This is a genomic window from Pseudomonas sp. LBUM1670 (assembly GCF_059695695.1).
Window position 1 is genome coordinate 4,785,725 of sequence record NZ_CP166783.1, and the last position, 19,370, is coordinate 4,805,094.

General features: G+C 59.9%; 20 protein-coding genes and 1 pseudogene. 13 read left to right on the forward strand and 8 right to left on the reverse strand.

Annotation, left to right across the window (positions count from 1 at the left end; translation table 11 throughout):
- Position 1 precedes the first annotated feature (1 nt).
- Entirely contained in the window at positions 2–1,276 is a 1,275-nt protein-coding gene (locus ACA073_RS21815) for a uracil-xanthine permease family protein (RefSeq protein WP_497399401.1), read from the forward strand.
- A gap of 130 nt (positions 1,277–1,406) precedes the next feature.
- Here the strand turns inward: ACA073_RS21815 and hemH are convergent, their stop codons facing one another.
- Positions 1,407–2,432 carry a ferrochelatase gene (gene hemH, locus ACA073_RS21820; protein WP_497399403.1) on the reverse strand — a complete coding sequence of 342 codons (1,026 nt, stop codon included), beginning with the start codon at positions 2,430–2,432 and terminating at the stop codon, positions 1,407–1,409.
- A 13-nt stretch (positions 2,433–2,445) separates the two neighbouring features.
- Positions 2,446–3,348 (reverse strand): TIGR01777 family oxidoreductase, encoded by a 903-nt coding sequence (locus tag ACA073_RS21825; RefSeq protein WP_497399404.1) that lies wholly within the window; start codon positions 3,346–3,348, stop codon positions 2,446–2,448.
- 196 nt (positions 3,349–3,544) lie between these two features.
- Here ACA073_RS21825 and ACA073_RS21830 point away from each other — a divergent pair, with 196 nt between their 5' ends.
- The 12 genes and pseudogenes from ACA073_RS21830 to ACA073_RS21885 all read left to right on the forward strand — a co-directional run bounded on the left by ACA073_RS21830 (position 3,545) and on the right by ACA073_RS21885 (position 13,589).
- Complete coding sequence (locus tag ACA073_RS21830) at positions 3,545–4,531, forward strand: NAD(P)/FAD-dependent oxidoreductase (RefSeq protein ID WP_497399405.1); 987 nt, start codon at positions 3,545–3,547, stop codon at positions 4,529–4,531.
- Positions 4,528–4,605, forward strand: a pseudogene (locus ACA073_RS21835) (TIGR02450 family Trp-rich protein); the annotation flags it as partial. The gene ACA073_RS21830 and the pseudogene ACA073_RS21835, both read left to right, overlap by 4 nt.
- Before the next feature lie 251 nt (positions 4,606–4,856).
- Positions 4,857–5,816: a YbgA family protein gene (locus ACA073_RS21840; protein WP_497399407.1), complete on the forward strand. Its 960-nt coding sequence runs from the start codon at positions 4,857–4,859 to the stop codon at positions 5,814–5,816.
- Positions 5,816–6,757, forward strand: a complete 942-nt coding sequence (locus ACA073_RS21845) for a MerR family transcriptional regulator (RefSeq protein WP_497399409.1) — start codon at positions 5,816–5,818, stop codon at positions 6,755–6,757. The genes ACA073_RS21840 and ACA073_RS21845 overlap by 1 nt, the downstream gene beginning before the upstream one ends.
- A 20-nt stretch (positions 6,758–6,777) precedes the next feature.
- Entirely contained in the window at positions 6,778–8,223 is a 1,446-nt protein-coding gene (gene phrB, locus ACA073_RS21850) for a deoxyribodipyrimidine photo-lyase (protein WP_497399411.1), read from the forward strand.
- Complete coding sequence (locus ACA073_RS21855) at positions 8,216–8,638, forward strand: nuclear transport factor 2 family protein (RefSeq protein ID WP_497399413.1); 423 nt, start codon at positions 8,216–8,218, stop codon at positions 8,636–8,638. The genes phrB and ACA073_RS21855 overlap by 8 nt, the downstream gene beginning before the upstream one ends.
- On the forward strand, positions 8,635–9,417 hold the full coding sequence (locus ACA073_RS21860; RefSeq protein ID WP_497399415.1) for an SDR family NAD(P)-dependent oxidoreductase: 783 nt from the start codon (positions 8,635–8,637) through the stop codon (positions 9,415–9,417). The genes ACA073_RS21855 and ACA073_RS21860 overlap by 4 nt, the downstream gene beginning before the upstream one ends.
- Positions 9,414–10,661, forward strand: a complete 1,248-nt coding sequence (locus tag ACA073_RS21865; RefSeq protein WP_497399417.1) for an NAD(P)/FAD-dependent oxidoreductase — start codon at positions 9,414–9,416, stop codon at positions 10,659–10,661. The genes ACA073_RS21860 and ACA073_RS21865 overlap by 4 nt, the downstream gene beginning before the upstream one ends.
- Complete coding sequence (locus tag ACA073_RS21870; protein WP_497399419.1) at positions 10,658–11,473, forward strand: DUF1365 domain-containing protein; 816 nt, start codon at positions 10,658–10,660, stop codon at positions 11,471–11,473. The genes ACA073_RS21865 and ACA073_RS21870 overlap by 4 nt, the downstream gene beginning before the upstream one ends.
- The gene (locus tag ACA073_RS21875; RefSeq protein WP_497399421.1) at positions 11,460–12,731 is read left to right on the forward strand and encodes a class I SAM-dependent methyltransferase; all 1,272 of its coding nucleotides are present in this window, start codon (positions 11,460–11,462) and stop codon (positions 12,729–12,731) included. The genes ACA073_RS21870 and ACA073_RS21875 overlap by 14 nt, the downstream gene beginning before the upstream one ends.
- The gene (locus ACA073_RS21880; RefSeq protein ID WP_497399423.1) at positions 12,724–13,230 is read left to right on the forward strand and encodes a DUF2878 domain-containing protein; all 507 of its coding nucleotides are present in this window, start codon (positions 12,724–12,726) and stop codon (positions 13,228–13,230) included. The genes ACA073_RS21875 and ACA073_RS21880 overlap by 8 nt, the downstream gene beginning before the upstream one ends.
- A gap of 53 nt (positions 13,231–13,283) precedes the next feature.
- Positions 13,284–13,589: a YkgJ family cysteine cluster protein gene (locus ACA073_RS21885; protein WP_084320418.1), complete on the forward strand. Its 306-nt coding sequence runs from the start codon at positions 13,284–13,286 to the stop codon at positions 13,587–13,589.
- A 144-nt stretch (positions 13,590–13,733) separates the two neighbouring features.
- On the opposite strand, the gene ACA073_RS21890 is transcribed toward ACA073_RS21885, so the two are convergent.
- The 6 genes from ACA073_RS21890 to hemA all read right to left on the reverse strand — a co-directional run bounded on the left by ACA073_RS21890 (position 13,734) and on the right by hemA (position 19,079).
- Positions 13,734–14,252, reverse strand: coding sequence for an acyloxyacyl hydrolase (locus tag ACA073_RS21890; RefSeq protein ID WP_497399425.1), 519 nt, complete (start codon positions 14,250–14,252; stop codon positions 13,734–13,736).
- Positions 14,253–14,353: 101 nt separating this feature from the next.
- Positions 14,354–15,145: a glutamate racemase gene (gene murI / locus ACA073_RS21895; protein WP_497399427.1), complete on the reverse strand. Its 792-nt coding sequence runs from the start codon at positions 15,143–15,145 to the stop codon at positions 14,354–14,356.
- Positions 15,138–15,893 carry a molybdopterin-synthase adenylyltransferase MoeB gene (locus ACA073_RS21900; RefSeq protein ID WP_497399429.1) on the reverse strand — a complete coding sequence of 252 codons (756 nt, stop codon included), beginning with the start codon at positions 15,891–15,893 and terminating at the stop codon, positions 15,138–15,140. Before ACA073_RS21900 ends, murI begins: the two co-directional genes overlap by 8 nt.
- A complete protein-coding gene (prmC, locus tag ACA073_RS21905; RefSeq protein ID WP_497399431.1) occupies positions 15,887–16,717 on the reverse strand; it encodes a peptide chain release factor N(5)-glutamine methyltransferase in 831 nt (276 codons plus the stop codon). Before prmC ends, ACA073_RS21900 begins: the two co-directional genes overlap by 7 nt.
- Complete coding sequence (gene prfA, locus ACA073_RS21910) at positions 16,714–17,793, reverse strand: peptide chain release factor 1 (RefSeq protein ID WP_461953257.1); 1,080 nt, start codon at positions 17,791–17,793, stop codon at positions 16,714–16,716. The genes prmC and prfA overlap by 4 nt, the downstream gene beginning before the upstream one ends.
- On the reverse strand, positions 17,790–19,079 hold the full coding sequence (hemA, locus tag ACA073_RS21915; protein ID WP_497399433.1) for a glutamyl-tRNA reductase: 1,290 nt from the start codon (positions 19,077–19,079) through the stop codon (positions 17,790–17,792). The genes prfA and hemA overlap by 4 nt, the downstream gene beginning before the upstream one ends.
- Positions 19,080–19,370 lie beyond the last annotated feature (291 nt).

Consider the following 19,370-nt stretch of genomic DNA (forward strand, 5'->3'; position numbering starts at 1 on the left):
CATGCAACAAGAGTTTAACGATCCGCTCTGGCGCACAGTGCTGTCCGGCGCACAGATGCTGTTCGTGGCGTTCGGCGCGCTGGTGCTGATGCCGCTGATTACTGGCCTCGACCCGAACGTGGCACTGTTTACCGCAGGTTTGGGAACGATTCTGTTCCAGATCGTCACCGGGCGTCAGGTGCCGGTGTTCCTGGCGTCGAGCTTCGCCTTCATCACCCCGATCATTCTCGCCAAAGGCCAGTTCGGCCTCGCGGCGACCATGGGCGGTGTGATGGCGGCCGGTTTCGTCTACACCTTCCTCGGCCTGGCCGTGAAGATCAAAGGCACCGGGTTCATCGACCGTTTGCTGCCACCGGTGGTGATTGGTCCGGTGATCATTTCGATCGGCCTGGCCATGGCGCCGATCGCCGCCAACATGGCGATGGGCAAGGCCGGCGACGGTACTGAACTGATCCATTACCAGACAGCCATGCTGATCTCGATGCCAGCGCTGCTGACCACCCTGATCGTCGCGGTGTTCGGCAAAGGCATTTTCCGCCTGGTGCCGATCATCTCCGGCGTGCTGGTGGGCTTTGGAATGGCGTTCTATTTCGGCGTGGTTGATACGGCGAAGATTGCCGCTGCACCGTGGTTCGCGATCCCGAACTTCACCGCGCCGGAATTCAACTGGCAGGCGATTCTGTTCATCGTTCCGGTAGCCCTGGCTCCAGCCATCGAACACATCGGCGGCGTAATCGCCGTCGGTAGCGTGACCGGTCGCGATTACCTGAAAAAGCCCGGCCTGCACCGCACCCTGCTCGGCGATGGCATTGCCACCACCGCAGCCGGTCTGTTCGGCGGTCCGCCCAACACCACGTACGCCGAAGTGACGGGCGCGGTGATGCTGACCAAAAACTACAACCCGAAAATCATGACCTGGGCGGCGATCTTCGCCATCAGCCTGGCGTTCATCGGCAAATTCGGCGCGCTGCTGCAAAGCATTCCGGTGCCGGTGATGGGCGGGATTCTGTGCCTGTTGTTCGGTTCGATTGCGGCGGTGGGGATGAACACGCTGATTCGCCACAAGATCGACCTGGGCGAAGCGCGCAATCTGGTGATTGTGTCGGTGACGCTGGTGTTCGGGATTGGCGGTGTGCTGGTCGGCACCGGCACCGGTCCGGACGACTTTGGCCTCAAAGGCATCGCGCTGTGCGCGGTGGTGGCGATTGCGCTGAACCTGTTGCTGCCGGGGAATGACAGCTGGAAGCACAAGAAGGCGAATGAGCCGCTGTTGTAACGGCTTGAGACCTATGTCGCTAGTTAAATAGCTTTCGCGAGCAAGCCCGCTCCCACATTTGATCGGTGTCGAACACAAAATCTGTGCACACCGAATATCCAATGTGGGAGTGGGCTTGCTCGCGAAGCTTTTAGAGCGCCAACGGCGCTCGCTCGCACAAGATGCTCAACGCCCGCGCCCACTGCGGATCATCGTTGAGACACGGCACCAGCACCAATTCCTCTCCCCCCGCTTCGCGGAACAGTTCCTTCCCACGATCACCGATCTCCTCAAGCGTCTCGATGCAATCGGCAACGAACGCCGGGCACATCACCAGCACCTTCTTCACGCCCATTCCCGCCAGCTCATCGAGGCGCGCTTCGGTGTAGGGCTCGATCCATTTTGCCCGGCCCAATCGCGACTGAAACGACACCGACCACTTGCCATCCTGCAAGCCCATGCGTTTGGCAAACTCGGACGCCGTGCGCAGGCATTGGGCGCGGTAGCACGTCGCCAATACTTCCTGTGAGGCGTTTTGGCAGCAATTTTCGCTTTTGAAACAATGATGCCCCGTCGGATCGATTTTGGTCAGGTGCCGCTCCGGCAAACCGTGGAAGCTCAGCAGCAGGTGATCATGATCCTGCTCCAGATAGGGCTTGGCACTGGCCACCAAAGCGTCGAGGTACTCCGGCTGATCGTAGAACGGGTGGAGAATCGACAACTGCACATCGAGCCTTTTGTCCCGCACAACCCGCCTGGCTTCCTCGATCACCGTGGTCACGGTGCTGTCAGCGAACTGTGGATAAAGCGGCGCGAGGGTAATCTTCTTGTGGCCCTGAGCAGCGAGCTGCACCAGTTTCGATTCAATCGACGGCTCGCCGTAACGCATTGCCAGCTCTACCGGCCCGTGGGTCCACTGTGTGGTCATGGCCTGTTGCAAGCGACGGCTGAGCACCACCAGCGGAGAGCCCTCTTCCCACCAGATCGAGGCGTAGGCGTGGGCCGATTGCTCCGGGCGTTTGATCAGGATCAGCGAGACCAGCAAACGCCGCACCGGCCATGGCAGGTCGATCACGTACGGGTCCATCAGAAATTGATTGAGGTAGCTGCGCACATCCGCCACCGAGGTGGAGGCAGGTGAACCCAGGTTGACCAGAAGCAACGCGTGATCGGTCATGCAACGTCCTATTTCAAAGGCGGCTGGACAGGTCGTCCAGGGCCGCGCGCAAATCTGTGAACTGGAATGTGAAACCCGCTTTCAGCAAGCGCGCCGGTACGGCCTTCTGGCCGCCCAGCAACAGCAACGACAACTCGCCCAGACACACCTTCAATACCAGGGCCGGCATGGGCATGAATGCCGGGCGATGCAGTACGCTGCCCAGCGTCGTGGCAAACTCACGATTGCGCACCGGTTTGGGCGCGCAGGCATTATAAGGACCGCTGACGTCTTTCTGATGCAGAAGAAAATCAATCACAGCAATTTGATCGTTGATATGGATCCACGGCATCCACTGCCGACCATCGCCAAGAGGCCCGCCCAGCCCCAGTTTGAACGGCAACAGCAGCCGCGACAAAAAGCCGCCCTCGGCGGACAACACCAACCCCGTGCGAATCAGGATCACTCGAATGCCCAAGGCCTCGGCGCGCTGCGCGGTTTCCTCCCAGGCAATGCACAACTGACTGGCGAAATCGTCGATGACGGGTGGAGACTCTTCAGTCAATTCCCGCTCGCCACCATCGCCGTACCAGCCGATAGCGGAGCCAGAGATCAACACCTGCGGTTTCTGTTCGCGGGTTTCGAGCCAGGCCAGCAGGGTTTCGGTCAGGGTGATGCGACTGCTCCAGAGCAAAGCTTTGCGCCGGGACGTCCATGGCCGGTCGGCAATCGGTGCACCCGCCAGGTTGATGATCGCGTCCACCGGTTCTTGTCCGAGGTCTTCCAACCGCACGATGCCGCGAACCTCTGCACCACAGATTTTTGCGACTTTTTCAGGCGTCCGACTCAATACTGTCAAGCGATGTCCCTGGCTCAACCAGTGTCGGCAGAGTTGACGTCCTATCAAACCAGTACCGCCGGTCAGCAATATGTGCATGACTTCTTCCTCGCGTGGCGTTTTACCCTGATCACTAGTCTATTTTTATAAGCAGGGATCTTTGATATCGGGCAGGCTCTGTTGTTAACAATAGGCCAAGCCGTCAGAAGGAGAACGATAAAAGTTATACCAAAAAACAATATTGTACAGGTTTCAACCACGGCGTAGTCTGTACAGAAAGGTAAACGAGGCCCCTATGACTGTACCTATCGCAATCATCGGCACCGGCATCGCCGGTCTCTCAGCCGCCCAAGCCCTTGCGGACACCGGGCATGTCGTTCAGCTTTTCGATAAAAGCCGCGGCAGTGGCGGACGCATGTCGAGCAAGCGCAGCGACGCGGGTGCTCTGGACATGGGCGCGCAATATTTCACTGCCCGCGATCGCCGCTTCGTCACGGAAGTCCAGCGCTGGCAAGCCAAGGGCTGGGTCGCCGAGTGGACGCCGCAGCTCTACACCTTTCACGGTGGCCAGCTCAATCTGTCGCCGGACGAGCAGACGCGCTGGGTCGGCACGCCGCGCATGAGCGCCATTACCCGTGGCCTGCTTGGCGATTCTGAAGTGCATTTCGCCTGCCGCATCACCGAGGTCTATCGGGGTGAAGAGCACTGGCATCTGCAGGACGCCGAGGGGTTCACCCATGGCCCGTTCAGTCATGTCATCGTCGCCACGCCGGCGCCACAGGCGACCGCATTGCTGGCCTCCGCGCCGAAGCTCGCCGGTGCCGCCGCCGGGGTAAAAATGGACCCGACGTGGGCGGTCGCACTGGCCTTCGATACACCGCTGGATACCCCCATGGAAGGCTGCTTCGTGCAGGACAGCCCGCTCGACTGGCTGGCCCGCAACCGCAGCAAACCGGGGCGTGACAACACGCTGGACACGTGGGTGCTGCACGCCACGAGTGCCTGGAGCCGGCAACATATCGACCTGCCCAAGGAGGCCGTGATCGAGCAACTGCATGGCGCGTTCGCCGAACTGCTCCACAGCGCGATGCCGGCACCCACGTTCAGCCTCGCCCACCGCTGGCTCTACGCCCGCCCCGCCAGCAGTCACGAATGGGGCACCCTGGCCGATGCCGATCTGGGCCTTTACGCGTGTGGCGACTGGTGCCTGTCCGGCCGCGTCGAAGGTGCATGGCTCAGCGGCCAGGAAGCCGCCCGCCGCTTGCACGAACATCTGCAGTGAACCGCATCAATCCGAGCAAATTGCTGCTGTCGAAATGGACAGCAGCCCACCCGCAAAACCACGAACAATATTTTCAAAGACAACAACTCCCGGCACTCACGCTAGAAATTGACCCTGTGGGAGCGGGCTTGCTCGCGAAGGCGGTGTGTCAGCTACATCATTGTCGACTGACACAATGCCTTCGCGAGCAAGCCCGCTCCCACCATGAAATCGTACCCCCAACAAAACCTATACAAACAATTTGACTTGTACACCTTTGAATCTATGATGAAGTTATGTTGTACAGAATTAACATTCTGTACAGGTTCAGATTCGAGGTGCTCCGATGCTCCCTGCCAGCGCGAAACCGAAAATCGCCATCAGCGCCTGCCTGATGGGCGCCGAGGTGCGCTTCAACGGCGGTCACAAGGAATCGCGGCTGTGCAGCCGCACCCTCACTGAATATTTCGATTTCGTCCCGGTATGTCCGGAGGTCGCGATCGGTCTCGGCATCCCTCGACAACCCATCCGGCTGATTGGCGATGTTGGACATCCCCAAGCCGTCGGCACCGTTGACCCCGAGCTCAATGTGACCCGGCCGCTGACCGACTACGGCGAAAAAATGGCCGTCGAGCTGAGCGACATCTGCGGCTACATCTTCATGCAGAAATCACCGTCGTGCGGCCTGGATCGAGTCAAGGTCTACCACGCCAACGGCGCCCCCGTGGACGGCGGTGGCCGCGGCATCTTTGCCCGGGCTTTCTGTGCCCGGCACCCGGATCTGCCGGTGGAAGAAGACGGTCGGCTCAGCGACCCGGTGCTGCGGGAAAATTTCCTCACCCGCGTGTTCGCCTTCAGCGCCTGGCAGCAGTTGCTACGCAAAGGCTTGACCCGTCGAGGACTCACCGAATTTCACTCGCGCTACAAATACCTGCTGATGGCCCACCACCCGGTGCAATACAAAGCCCTGGGCAATCTGTTGGGCAACATGGGCCAGACCGATCCCGATGAACTCGGCCCACGCTATTTCAGCGAACTGATGGCGGCCTTGAAAAAATGCGCCACGCGCCGCACCCACACCAACGTTCTGCAACACCTCAGTGGTTACCTCAAACAAGTCATCAGCGCTGAAGACAAACAGGAAGTGCAGCACGTGATTGGCCAGTACCGGCACGGCATCGTGCCGCTGGTGGTGCCGTTGACGCTGCTCAAGCACTACTTTCGCCAACACCCGGATCCGTACATTGCGCAACAGGTCTACCTGCAACCGCACCCGGAAAACCTCAGCCTGCGAAACGCGATCTAATGAAAACCCTGATCGACACCAGTGCCAGCGAAGACTCCGGCACCGACTTCAAAAAAGCCCTCGACGAGGGCTGGCTGCCGATTCGCGAAGTGGCACGGCAGACCGGCGTCAACGCCGTCACCTTGCGTGCCTGGGAACGGCGCTATGGCCTGATCGTGCCGCAACGCACACCTAAAGGGCATCGGCTGTTCAGCGCCGAACACGTGCAACGCATTTTGACGATCCTCACCTGGCTCAATCGCGGCGTGGCCGTCAGCCAGGTCAAACAACTGCTCGACACGCCCCAGGCCTTTACCGGACCGGTCGAAAACGACTGGCAGATTCTGTGCACTACATTGCTGCAAGCGGTCATGAATCTGAACGAACGCACCCTTGATGACACGGTCAACCAGGCGATGGCCTTGTATCCGCCGCGGACCTTGTGCGAACACTTGCTGATGCCGTTGCTGGCCGAACTGGAACAACACTGGCAAGGCCAGTTTGGTGCGCAGATGGAGCGCGTATTTTTTTACTCCTGGTTACGCAGCAAATTCGGCGCGCGCATCTACCATAACAACCGTCAGTTGCGCACCGCGCCGCTGCTGTTGATCAATCAATCGGACCTGCCACTGGAACCGCATCTGTGGCTCACCGCGTGGCTGATCAGCAGCGCCGATTGCCCGGTGGAAGTATTCGATTGGCCACTGCCGGCGGGCGAACTTGCGCTGGCTGTCGATCACCTGCAAGCCCGTGGCGTATTACTGTATTCCAGCAAAGCCATGAATCTGTCGCAGCTGCCGAAACTTTTGAATGGCGTCAGTTGCCCAAAAATGATCGCCGGACCAACGGTGTGCATTCACCACGGCGAGTTGTCCGCAAGAACTTCAGAAATCGCTGATCTGTTCCTGGCTGAAGACCCGTTATCGGCTCACCAGGATCTGGTTCAGCGCGGGCTTGTTTAATGATGGGTGCGGACAAAAACATGCAATTGATCTGGCTGCGCAGCGACTTGCGCCTACATGACAATACAGCCCTATCGGCCGCCGCAGCCCGTGGCCCGAGCGTGGCGGTGTATCTGCTGAGCCCGGAGCAATGGCAGGCGCATGACGACGCGCCGTGCAAAGTCGATTTCTGGCTGCGCAACTTGAGCGCATTGAGCCAAGCGCTGGGCGAACTGAACATTCCCCTGCTGATCCGCACCGCCTCTCGCTGGGATCAAGCACCGACATTGCTGCTCGATCTTTGCCAGCAATTGAACATCGACGCGGTGCACGTCAACGAGGAATACGGCATTCACGAAAGTCGTCGTGACGCGGCGGCGGCCGACCTGCTGAACAGTAACGGCATCACCTTCCACAGCTACCTTGACCAGTTGCTGTTCAAACCTGGCACCGTGCTGACCAAAACCGGTACTTACTTCCAGGTCTTCAGCCAGTTCCGCAAGGTCTGCTACGACCGTCTGTACAGCTCATTGCCGAGTCTGGTGAACGCGCCAATGGCTCAATCGCGGCTGAACTTCGATAGCGATGAAATCCCTTCCAGCGTCGAGGGTTTCGAAGCGCCCAGCGAAACCTTGCGCGCTCTCTGGCCCGCCGGCGAAGCCGAGGCCCGACGCCGCCTCAACACCTTCGCCGACACCCAGATCGACTACTACAAAAACGAGCGCGACTTCCCGGCCAAACCTGGCACCAGCCAGCTCTCGGCCTACCTCGCTGCCGGCGTCATTTCCCCGCGCCAGTGCTTGCACGCCGCGCTGCAAAGCAATCAGGGCGAGTTCGAAAGCGGCAAGGTCGGCGCCGTCACCTGGATCAACGAATTACTGTGGCGCGAGTTCTACAAACACATTCTGGTGGGTTATCCGCGCGTCTCGCGCCACCGCGCCTTTCGCCCGGAAACCGAAGCGCTGGCCTGGCGCGACGCTCCGCAGGAACTGCTGGCGTGGCAAGAAGCGCGCACGGGTTTACCGATCATCGACGCGGCCATGCGCCAACTGCTCGAAACCGGCTGGATGCACAACCGCCTGCGCATGGTGGTGGCGATGTTCCTGACCAAGAACCTGCTGATCGACTGGCGCGAAGGCGAACGGTTTTTCATGCGGCACCTGATTGACGGCGACCTCGCGGCGAACAACGGCGGCTGGCAGTGGAGTTCGTCTACCGGCACCGATTCGGCGCCCTACTTCCGCATTTTCAACCCGCTGAGCCAATCGGAAAAATTCGATAGCGAAGGCCTGTTCATCAAGCACTGGCTGCCAGAGCTGGCCCTGCTGAATAAAAAGGACGTGCACAACCCGGCGAACCTTGGCGGCTTGTTCGGGGTGGCAGGTTATCCGTCGCCAATCGTCAATCTAAGTACGAGTCGCGCGCGCGCGTTGGCCGCGTTCAAGAATCTGGCATCGCGACAAAATGCCGGAGGCGGCTATGAGTGATTTCCTGCGGCACTTCGCCCGGCAGTTTGCCGAGCTGAACAAAGACAATCTTCAGCGCCTGAATGAGCTGTATACCGACGACGTGTACTTCACCGATCCGCTGCACGACCTGAAGGGCATCAGCCATTTACGCTGCTACTTCGGCGAGCTCTACGCCAACGTCAGCGAACTGCGTTTCGATTTTCACGGCTTCGACCAGGTTGCTGAAGGCGAAGGTTACCTGCGCTGGGTCATGAGTTACCGCCATCCACGCCTGGCCAAAGGCCGTTTGATTCGGGTCGACGGCTGCTCGCACCTGCGCTGGCGTGACAAGGTTTATCGCCACCGGGATTACTTCGATGCCGGGGCCTTGCTTTACGAACACTTACCCGTATTGGGTCGCGCGATTGCCTGGCTGAAAAGGAGAATGGGATGAGCCTTACACCTCCACGACGATTCTGGTTGACCGGCGCCAGCAGCGGCATTGGCGCCGCGCTGGCCGAAGAAATCCTGAAAACCGGCGCTCACCTGGCCGTCAGTGCGCGCTCGGTTACGCCGCTGAAAGTCTTGTCGCAACGCTATCCCGGGCAAGTACTGGTGGTCGCCGGCGACCTGACCAACAGCCAGACCGTGCGCGAAATCGGCGAGCAGATTGCTGAAGACTGGGGCTCGCTGGATACGGTGATTCTCAATGCCGGCACCTGCGAATACGTCGACGCCCAGCAATTCGATGCGTCGATCATTGAGCACGTCGTGCGCACCAATCTGCTGGCCAGCAGTTATTGCATCGAAGCGGCCCTGCCCCTGTTACGCAAAGGCACCGCACCGCATCTGGTGGGAGTCGCCAGTTCGGTGACGTACATCCCGCTGCCTCGGGCCGAAGCCTATGGTGCGTCGAAAGCCGGGCTGCGATATCTGTTCGAATCGTTGCGCATTGACCTGGCGCCCGAAGGGATCGAAATCACCGTGGTCAGTCCGGGGTTTGTCGAGACACCGCTGACAGCAAAAAACGATTTCCCGATGCCGCTGAGTTGGCCAGTGGGCAAAGCCGCACGGCACATTTTCGCCAAACTGAAGAACCGTCCTCTGGAGATCGCCTTTCCGGCGCTGTTCATGGCCGCGCTCTGGCCGCTGTCGAAAATGCCCAACCGCGTGAAACTCGCCATCGGCAAACGCATGGTGCGCAGCAGTCCGCCGATCAAGGACGTGCCGTGAACATCGCCATCATCGGCAGCGGGATCTCGGGGCTGACCAGCGCTTACCTGCTGAATCGCATCCACGAAATCACCCTGTTTGAGGCCGGCGACAGGATCGGTGGCCATACCCACACGGTGGACGTGAGTGTGGATGGTCGGCGCTACGCCGTGGACACCGGTTTCATCGTGTTCAACGACTGGACATACCCGAACTTCATTCGCCTGCTGGGTCAGATTGGCGTGGGTTTCAAACCGACGCAAATGAGTTTCTCCGTCACCGACCCGGACAGCGGTCTCGAGTACAACGGCAACAACCTCAACAGCCTGTTTGCCCAGCGCCGCAACCTGCTATCGCCCGGGTTCTGGGGCATGCTGCGGGACATTTTGCGCTTCAACAAACAAGCCCAGCGGGACCTGGCTGAGGGCCAAATCGCGGCCGACACCACGCTGGATGAATACCTGCAGGCCGGCGGTTACGGCGAGCGGTTCATCCTGCATTACATCGTGCCGATGGGCGCGGCGATCTGGTCGATGTCCATGGCGCAGATGCTGAACTTTCCGCTGGAGTTTTTCGTCCGGTTTTTCAAGAACCACGGTTTGCTGTCTGTCAACAATCGCCCGCAATGGTGCGTGGTCGAGGGTGGCTCAAGTGCTTACATCACGCCGCTGACGGCGACCTTTAGAGAGAAAATCCGCCTTGACTGCCCGGTGACACGGGTCGATCGCGATGGGGATGGCGTAGTTATCCATAGCGCCGTCGGCAACGAGCGCTTCGACAAAGTGGTGTTCGCCTGCCACAGCGATCAGGCCCTGAAGCTGCTGGCCGAGCCGAGCGCCACCGAACAATCGATCCTCGGCGCCCTGCCCTATGCCGACAACGAAGTGGTGCTGCACACCGACACGCGCCTGCTGCCTTCGCGACCACTCGCCCGGGCCAGCTGGAATTACCGTCTGGGCGGTGCAGGCCATACGCTGGCTGCGGTCACCTACGACATGAACATTCTGCAAGGCATCCAGAGCGACACCACGTTCTGTGTCAGCCTCAACCAGAGCGCCGGCATCAGCCCGTCCATGGTGCTCGGTCGCTTCACTTACGCCCATCCGCAATACAGCCTGGCGGCAGTGGCTGCGCAAGAACGCTGGGAAGAATTGAACGGCGCGCAGCACACCTTTTATTGCGGCGCGTATTGGGCCAACGGTTTCCATGAAGATGGCGTGGTGAGCGCGCTGCGTGTTGCCCGCTCGTTCGGGGAAGTGCTGTGAACAGCGCCCTCTACAGTGGCTGGATCGCCCATCGGCGGTTCGCCCCAAGGCACCATGAATTCCGTTATCGGATCGGTCTGCTGTACCTCGATCTCGACGAACAGGACGCCGTACTCGGGTTATCACCACTGTCGGGGGCCCATCGTTTTTCGCCCTTTTCGTTCCGCGAAAGCGATTACCTCAAAACCTTCACCGGCAACGGCATGCGCCTGAAAGACGCCGTGCGCGAGCAGATCCGCCAAGCCATTGGCCATGCACCGCAAGGCTCGATCTGCCTGCTGACCCAGCCTCGCAGCTGGGGGCTAGCGTTTAATCCGGTGAGTTTTTTCTACTGCTACGAAGCCGACGGGCAACTGGCGGCGATTCTCGCCGAAGTGACCAACACCCCGTGGCGCGAGCGTTATCACTACGTGTTGCCGGCCAGGACGCCGGAGGATCTGCGCGATTTCCATCAACATTTTGCCGTGGCCAAGGCCTTTCACGTGTCACCGTTTCTGCCGCGTGATCTCGAACACCGAATGAGTTTCAGTCCCGTCGCGAAAAAGCTCGGCGTGCACATGGCTGACTGGCAGGGCGAACTGAAACTGTTCGACGCCACGCTCAACCTGAAACGCGAAGCCCTGGATCGCGCCAGCCTGCACCGTTACTTGCGGCGCTTTCCGTGGATGACGGCGAAAACCTGCCTGGCGATTTATTGGCAAGCCCTGCGTCTGCTGCTCAAACGCGTACCCATTTTTGCTCATCAGGCTGCCGATGGCAGCGTTCAAACCGCCACCGTTCAGCCCAAGGATCGCCGCCATGAAATCCTCTAGTGTATCGGCCAAAGCCAATCGGCTCAGCACCAACGGCCTGACCGGATTGCTGCTGCGCCGAGGCGTGTTGCGGCAAATGGCGCACCTCAAGCACGGGCAATTGGTGATCGTCGAAGACGGCGAGCGGCATGTCTTTGGCGCCGCTGGCGGCCATCTTCTGGCAGAAATCCAAATTCTCGACACCGCAGCCTGGGGAATGGTTGCGAGTAACGGTTCAATCGGCGCGGGTGAAGCCTTCATCCATGGTTACTGGAGTTCTCCGGATCTGACCGCGGTTGTCCGGGTGTTCGTCAGCAATCTCGAGGTGCTGGATGCGCTGGAAGGTGGCCTGGCGAAACTCGGCCGGCCGTTCGTTCAAGGGCTGCATTGGCTCAACCGCAACACGCGCAAGGGATCACAGAAAAACATCGCGGCCCACTACGACCTGGGCAATGATCTGTTCGAGCAGTTTCTCGACCCGACGATGATGTATTCGGCCGCACAATTTTTGAGCCCCGAAGACAGCCTGGAGCAGGCGCAGTTGAACAAACTGACGCGAATCTGCCAGAAGCTCGACCTGAAACCGAGCGATCACCTGCTGGAAATCGGCACCGGCTGGGGCAGCATGGCACTGTACGCCGCGCAGAATTATGGCTGCAAAGTCACCACCACCACGCTCTCCAAGGAGCAGTACGCTTTTACCGCGCAACGGATCGAAGCCCTCGGTCTGCAACATCAGGTCACGCTGTTGCTCAAGGATTACCGCGACCTCACCGGGGAGTACGACAAACTGGTGTCGATCGAAATGATCGAAGCCGTTGGCCACCGCTTTCTGCCGACTTACTTCAAGCAGTGTGCGCACCTGCTCAAGAGCAACGGCTTGATGCTGTTGCAGGCCATCACTATTCGCGAACAGCGCTATGAACAGGCCAAGACCAATGTCGATTTCATCCAGCGCTACATCTTCCCCGGTGGCGCCCTGCCCTGTGTGCAAAAGATGCTGGAAATCATCAGCCGCGATACCGACATGAACCTGCTGCACATGGAGGATTTCGGCCTGCACTACGCGCGAACCTTGCGCCTCTGGCATGAGAACTTTCGCCGCGCCCACGGTCGTTTGAGTGAATTGGGCTACGACGATTATTTCTTGCGGCTGTGGGAATTTTACTTGTGCTACTGCGAAGGCGGCTTCCTGGAGCGCACCATCGGCACTGCGCAGTTGCTGCTGGCCAAACCTGCGGCGATCACCGCGCCTCTGCTCGGCCGTTTCGATGCTTGAGCGACTGGTCAATGCAGTGTTGTTCCAACTCGGCTGGTTTGCCTGCGTGATCGGCGGCAACAGTCGGTGGTTGTTGGTGGCACTGAGCGCTTTGGCGATTCATCTGCTGTGGATAAGTCGTTGGGCGGACGAGGGACGACTGATCCTCAGCGTTGTACTGCTGGGCACGACCGTCGACAGTTCATTGCGCTGGCTGGGTGTGTTCGAGTTCAACGATGTCGCGCCACTGATTCCCCTGTGGCTGATGCTGTTGTGGGCGCTTCTGGCAACGACGTTGCGACATTGCCTGCAATGGACCGCAAAGCCCTGGTGGCTCGGTAGCTTGCTAGGCGCCGTGGGTGGCCCCTTGTCCTATTACGCTGGAGGACAACTGGCCGGAGTGCAATTTCCCTACGGGCAATTGCCGACGCTGATTGGCATCGGACTACTCTGGGCACTGCTGTTTCCCACGCTACATTTCATGGTCCAGCGGCTGGCGGCCTCCGACACTCACCGCTGAGCGTCCGTCAGGCCTTTCACACAGCGCCGACCGACTGACTTACACTGCGCGACATGAAGACCATTCCCCACACGCAAATCGCCGAACCGGCGGTCACCTGCTCGACCTGCGCAGCCTGCTGCTGCCAGCTCGAAGTCATGCTGATCACCGACACCGGTGTGCCCGAACGTTTTATCGATACCGATGATTGGGGCGGGGAAGTCATGCTGCGTCTGGACGACGGCTGGTGCGCCGCGCTGGATCGCAACAGCATGATGTGCACGATCTACGAGAAACGCCCGCTGATCTGCCGGGAATTCGAGATGGGTGCACCGGAGTGCATCGATGAACGCCAGGGGATTACCACGGCGTATCGCTGAGAATCAGATCACCGAAAATCCAGGGTGGGAGCGGGCTTGCTCGCGAAAGCGGACTTTCAATCAACATCAATGTTGAATGTTAAACCGCTTTCGCGAGCAAGTCGGACCGCCGCACCGCCGCTCCCACATTGTTTTGCAGTGTCCTTACAACGGCATCGTGTAGTGCAGCGCGTAACTCTCTACACCATCGTTAGGGCTGCTGATCCCGGCATTGGAATAGTGCGTCGCGCGAACCCCGACTTCATGCCCGCCGGCAAAGCGCAGACCAAAGCCGAACCGGTCTTCGAACTGAAAGGCATTGCCGAGGTTGTTGTTTTCGACTTCGGTATTGGCAAACAACGCTACGCCAACTCCCAACTCCAGGTAGGGTTTGACGGTCTGCCCGGCAAACTCGTAAACAAACACCGGCGAGAACGACAGGCTGTGGTTGCTGGAGGTCTTGTCGCCTTCCCAATAGGTGTAGGCACCGCTCCAGTAACCAGTCAAACGACCGACATCACTCTGCAACCAGCTCTTGTCCCAATCGAATTGCATGCCCAGTCGATAGGTCATGGTCGACTCGCTGGTCTCGCCGACCGCGAACTCCACGCCTGCCGCCTGTGCGGTAAAACTTTGCCCCAGCAGTGCGGCCGCAATCGCGGCCAAGCAGAATAGTCGCTTCATAGAAACATCCTTTTCGAACGATTTCGTATGGTTTTTGTTGTTGCTCACCGCTATAGAAGTCGACGCTTGATCAGAAGTTCACCCCAATTATTCGTTTGTACTTACCCCTTGAAGCTTTGCACAACGCCAGCGGTATTCCACAGGATCGGCAAGATATTTCTGAAATGCTCCGGATCGGCACTCGTCCAGAATTGCGCAGCACGTGCAGGCCCCTCGGCGAGCAATTCACGCTCGGCCAACAGGCGCTGAAGTTGCCGCGCTACAGCGGCGCCGGTGTCAATCAAACTGATGTCATCCGGGATCATCTGCTTAAGCAACGGCTTTAGGAAGGGATAATGCGTGCAGCCTAGAATTATCGTGTCGCACCCGGCGCCGAGCAACGGTTCGACATACCTGGCGAGCAACTGACGCAGAGTCGGACTGTGCAGATCGCCGTTTTCAATCAGCTCCACCAGGCCAGGGCACGGTTGAGTGATCACCTGCACATCGGTGGCGAAGCGGTCGAGTAGCGCGGCGAATTTGGCACTCTGCAAGGTGCCGGTGGTGGCGAGCACACCGACCACCCCGCTGCGGGTCGCGGCTGCAGCCGGCTTGACCGCAGGCTCCATGCCGACGATGGGCCACTCGGGATAGTCGCGACGCAAGTCGGCAACGCCGGCGACCGTCGCCGTGTTGCAGGCCAGCACCAGGGCCTTGGCGCCCTGCTGCTGAAAAAAACCGGCCATCACGCTGCAACGATGACGAATGAATTCCGGGGTTTTCTCGCCGTAGGGAATATTTCCGCAATCGGCGACGTACAGCAGCGTTTCGTTGGGCAACGTTCGCTGGATCTCGGCCAGCACCGACAGCCCACCGACACCGGAGTCGAACACGCCAATCGGCGCTTCACGCATGTTTCGGCCCACAGACGCTGCAGCCCGGATCACGCTTGACCCGCAACTCACGGAAGCGCGAACCCAGGGCATCGATCAACAACAACCGTCCCACTAGCGGCTCGCCGAAACCCACCAGCAGTTTCATCGCCTCCAGCGCCTGGAGGCTGCCGACCAGCCCAACCAATGGACCGACGACGCCGGCTTCACTGCACGTCAATTCAGCTTCGCTGCCGTGCCCATATAAACAGTGGTAGCACGGACTTTCCGGACGTCGCGGGTCGAACACCGACAATTGCCCTTCGAGACGAATCGCCGCGCCGCTGACCAGTGGCTTGCCGCCGGCCACGCACGCGGCGTTGACCGCTTCGCGGGTGGAAAAATTGTCGGAGCAGTCGAGGACCAGATCCACCGCAGCCACCGCAGCGGCCAGGGAATCTTCGTCCAGTGCCGCGCGATGGGCGATCAGTTTGATCTCGGGGTTGATCGCGCTCAGTCGGCGAATCGCCGAATCGACCTTGGTCAGGCCAACGCTGTCAGTGTCGTGAACGATCTGGCGTTGCAGGTTGGTCAGGTCGACGGTGTCGAAGTCCGCCAGATGCAACTCACCGACGCCGGCGGCGGCGAGATACAGCGCAACCGGTGAACCGAGACCGCCAAGACCGACAATCAACACGCGGCTTTCTTTCAGTCGCAACTGACCGTCGATGTCGACGTGCTGCAACAGAATCTGCCGACTGTAGCGCAACAATTCCTGATCATTCAGCACGGCAGGCGCCCCAGGCTGATCCGTTGATGGCCGCCCAGATCGGTGCGGCTGTGAACCTCTTCAAAGCCGCGAATCAGCAGCAAATCGCGCACGGCCCCGGCTTGATCGTAACCGTGTTCGAGCATCAGCCAGCCGCCCGCTTCAAGGTAATCCGGCGCCTGGGCGACGATCAGACGCAAGTCGTCGAGCCCGTCGATACCGGCGACCAAAGCGCTCGCCGGTTCGAAACGCACATCGCCTTCCACAAGATGCGGATCGGCCGATGCGATGTAAGGCGGATTGCTGATGATCAGCTGAAAACGCTGACCTTCCAGCGCGCTGAACCAGTGGCTACTCAGCACGGTGGCATTGTTCAGGTGCAGACGCTGACGATTGCGTTCGGCCAGGGCCACGGCTTCGAGCACGCGATCCACGGCAGTGACGGTCCACGCCGGACGTTCACTGGCCAGAGCCAAGGCGATGGCGCCACTGCCGGTGCCGAGATCGAGGACTTTGGCAGGCGTGGCCGGCAACAGTTCCAGCGCGGCCTCCACCAGCAATTCGGTGTCCGGACGCGGGATCAGCGTGTGCGGCGCGACTTCCAGATCGAGTTTCCAGAAACCTTGCAGGCCGAGAATGTACGCCACCGGCTCACCGCCACGACGGCGTTGCAGGTAGTCGGCAAACTTCAGCGCGGCGTCGCTCGGAACGATGCGCTCCGGCCAGGTGTGCAGAAAACTGCGGGACTTGCCCAACGCCGCGGCCAGCAGTAATTCGGCGTCCAGACGCGCCGTCGGCGAGTCGGGCAAATCAGCGGCGCGCAACAGACTGGCAATGATCGTCATTCGATGGCCGCCAGTTGGTCAGCTTGATATTCAGCCAGCAATGGCTCGATCACCGCATCGACACCGCCTGCGAGGATTTCATCGAGGGAATACAGCGTCAGGTTGACCCGGTGATCGGTGACCCGGCCCTGGGCAAAGTTGTAGGTGCGAATGCGCTCCGAACGATCCCCCGAACCCACCAGCAATTTACGCTCGCTGGCGATGGCATTGGCGGCGGCGCTGGTCTGCTGATCGTTGAGCTTGGCCGACAGCCAGGACATCGCCCGGGCGCGGTTCTTGTGCTGGGAACGTTCCTCCTGGCACTCGACGACGATACCGGACGGCAAGTGCGTGATGCGGATCGCCGAGTCGGTCTTGTTGACGTGCTGACCACCGGCACCGGAGGAGCGATAGGTATCGACCCGCAAATCCGCCGGGTTGATCTCGATCGCTTCCTGCTCGTCCGGCTCGGGCAACACTGCCACGGTGCAGGCCGAGGTGTGGATGCGCCCCTGGGATTCAGTGGCCGGAACCCGCTGCACGCGGTGCGCGCCGGATTCGAATTTCAGCTTGCCGTAGACGTTGTCGCCTTCAACCCGCGCGATGACTTCTTTATAGCCACCGTGTTCGCCGATGTTCTCCGAAAGGATTTCCACCCGCCAGCCGCGACGCTCGGCGTAACGCGAATACATGCGGAACAGGTCGCCGGAGAAAATCGCCGCCTCGTCACCGCCGGTGCCGGCGCGAATTTCGAGGAACACGTTGCGCCCGTCGTTCGGGTCCTTGGGCAGCAGCAGGCGTTGCAGGCTGGCTTCGATCTCGATCAGTTGCTCTTTGGCTTCGCGAACTTCTTCCACGGCCATTTCGCGCATGTCCGGGTCGCTGTCCTTGAGCAGGGCCTGAGCGCCTTCGAGGTCGCTTTGCACTTTGAGCAACTGTTTATAGGTGTCGACGATCGGCTCGACTTCCGCGTATTCCTTGGAGTAGGCGCGGAATTTGGTCTGATCGGAAATGACCTCGCCGTCGCCAAGCAAGGCGGTCAATTCTTCGAAACGGTCCTGGAGGATGTCCAGCTTGTTGAGCAGTGACGCTTTCATTGCGGTTTTTTATCCGAAAAGCTATCCGATGAGCCCTCTCCGAGGGCAAAGAGCTCCTGGGCCATGGCCAGTGCATCGAGGCGACCTTCGGCAGAGAGCTTTTTCAATTGCACGCTGGGTGCGTGCAAGAGTTTATTGGTCAAACCACGCGCCAATTGCACCAGCACGTCTTCGGCACTGCTGCCGTTGGCCAGCATCCGTTGGGCCTTCTGCAATTCTTCGTCACGCAGGCGCTCGCTTTGTTGACGATAGGCCTTGAGCACATCCACCGCCGCCAGTTCGCGCAGGCGGATCATGAAATCTTCGGCGCCCACCGAAACCATCTCTTCCGCCGCTTGCGCAGCGCCCTGACGGCTCTTGAGGTTTTCGGCGACCACTTCGTGGAGATCGTCGACGCTATAAAGGTAAACGTCGTCCAACTCGCCGACTTCAGGCTCGATATCGCGCGGTACGGCGATGTCCACCATGAAGATCGGCTTGTGCTTGCGCAGCTTCAGTGCACTTTCCACCGCGCCTTTACCGAGGATCGGCAACTGGCTGGCGGTGGAACTGATGACGATGTCACTGCGCACCAGTTCGGCCGGAATGTCCGAGAGCAAAACGGCATGGGCGCCAAACTGCTCGGCCAGAGTGCTCGCGCGCTCCAGGGTGCGGTTGGCGACGACGATGCGCTTTACACCCAGCTCGTGCAGATGACGGGCGACCAGGGTGATGGTCTCGCCGGCGCCGATCAGCAAGGCCTGGCTGCGTTGCAGGTCGCTGAAAATCTGTTTCGCCAGGCTGACCGCAGCAAATGCCACGGACACCGGGTTCTCGCCGATGGCGGTGTCAGTGCGCACTTGCTTGGCCGCGTTGAACGTCGCCTGAAACAGACGCCCGAGCAGCGGACCGATGGTGCCAGCCTCGCGGGCCACGGCGTAGCACGATTTCATCTGGCCGAGAATCTGCGGTTCGCCCAACACCAGCGAATCGAGCCCGGAGGCGACCCGCATCATGTGACGAACTGCCGCATCATCTTCGTGCACATAAGCGCACGCGCGCAGCTCGTCGAGGCTCAAATGGTGATAATCGGCCAGCCAGCGCAGCACGATGTCAGCCGAAAGGTGATCCTGCTCTATATAGAGTTCACTGCGATTGCAGGTGGAGAGAATCGCAGCTTCGCGGCTGTCGGTGAGTCGGCAGAGCTGCTGCAAAGCCTCCACCAGCTGCTCTGGGGTAAAGGCCACGCGCTCGCGGACGTCTACTGAAGCAGTCTTGTGGTTGATACCGAGTGCAAGGAAGGCCATTCAAGGTCGCTGATGGTGACGTGAAGCCGGCAATTGTCCTACTTCGACAGAGCCAGAACAACTACCGCTGACTATTGTCCTGGTAGCTTGCGCTTATAAAGGCTTTCTGTAGGAGCGAGCTTGCTCGCGAAAAACGTGAGGGTAATGCGTTTATTCAGGCAGCACGCGTTATCGTTCACGTCCATCGCGAGCAAGCTTCGCTCCTATACAGAGCCGGTGCGCGCGGAAAATGGCCGGCCGGTTATGTTTGGCCGAAGGCTTGTGTCATGATGATCCGACCGCAGGTTAGTC

What these genes read in the sequence shown, in the direction of transcription:
- ACA073_RS21840 (WP_497399407.1), top strand. Translation starts at nt 4,857, where the DNA reads ATGCTCCCTGCCAGCGCGAAACCGAAAATCGCCATCAGCGCCTGCCTG.
- phrB (WP_497399411.1), top strand. Translation starts at nt 6,778, where the DNA reads ATGCAATTGATCTGGCTGCGCAGCGACTTGCGCCTACATGACAATACA.
- ACA073_RS21815 (WP_497399401.1), top strand. Translation starts at nt 2, where the DNA reads ATGCAACAAGAGTTTAACGATCCGCTCTGGCGCACAGTGCTGTCCGGC.
- ACA073_RS21890 (WP_497399425.1), bottom strand. Translation starts at nt 14,252, where the DNA reads ATGAAGCGACTATTCTGCTTGGCCGCGATTGCGGCCGCACTGCTGGGG.
- ACA073_RS21825 (WP_497399404.1), bottom strand. Translation starts at nt 3,348, where the DNA reads ATGCACATATTGCTGACCGGCGGTACTGGTTTGATAGGACGTCAACTC.
- ACA073_RS21885 (WP_084320418.1), top strand. Translation starts at nt 13,284, where the DNA reads ATGAAGACCATTCCCCACACGCAAATCGCCGAACCGGCGGTCACCTGC.
- hemH (WP_497399403.1), bottom strand. Translation starts at nt 2,432, where the DNA reads ATGACCGATCACGCGTTGCTTCTGGTCAACCTGGGTTCACCTGCCTCC.
- ACA073_RS21845 (WP_497399409.1), top strand. Translation starts at nt 5,816, where the DNA reads ATGAAAACCCTGATCGACACCAGTGCCAGCGAAGACTCCGGCACCGAC.
- ACA073_RS21875 (WP_497399421.1), top strand. Translation starts at nt 11,460, where the DNA reads ATGAAATCCTCTAGTGTATCGGCCAAAGCCAATCGGCTCAGCACCAAC.
- prmC (WP_497399431.1), bottom strand. Translation starts at nt 16,717, where the DNA reads ATGACGATCATTGCCAGTCTGTTGCGCGCCGCTGATTTGCCCGACTCG.
- murI (WP_497399427.1), bottom strand. Translation starts at nt 15,145, where the DNA reads ATGCGTGAAGCGCCGATTGGCGTGTTCGACTCCGGTGTCGGTGGGCTG.
- ACA073_RS21830 (WP_497399405.1), top strand. Translation starts at nt 3,545, where the DNA reads ATGACTGTACCTATCGCAATCATCGGCACCGGCATCGCCGGTCTCTCA.
- ACA073_RS21855 (WP_497399413.1), top strand. Translation starts at nt 8,216, where the DNA reads ATGAGTGATTTCCTGCGGCACTTCGCCCGGCAGTTTGCCGAGCTGAAC.
- prfA (WP_461953257.1), bottom strand. Translation starts at nt 17,793, where the DNA reads ATGAAAGCGTCACTGCTCAACAAGCTGGACATCCTCCAGGACCGTTTC.
- hemA (WP_497399433.1), bottom strand. Translation starts at nt 19,079, where the DNA reads ATGGCCTTCCTTGCACTCGGTATCAACCACAAGACTGCTTCAGTAGAC.
- ACA073_RS21880 (WP_497399423.1), top strand. Translation starts at nt 12,724, where the DNA reads ATGCTTGAGCGACTGGTCAATGCAGTGTTGTTCCAACTCGGCTGGTTT.
- ACA073_RS21860 (WP_497399415.1), top strand. Translation starts at nt 8,635, where the DNA reads ATGAGCCTTACACCTCCACGACGATTCTGGTTGACCGGCGCCAGCAGC.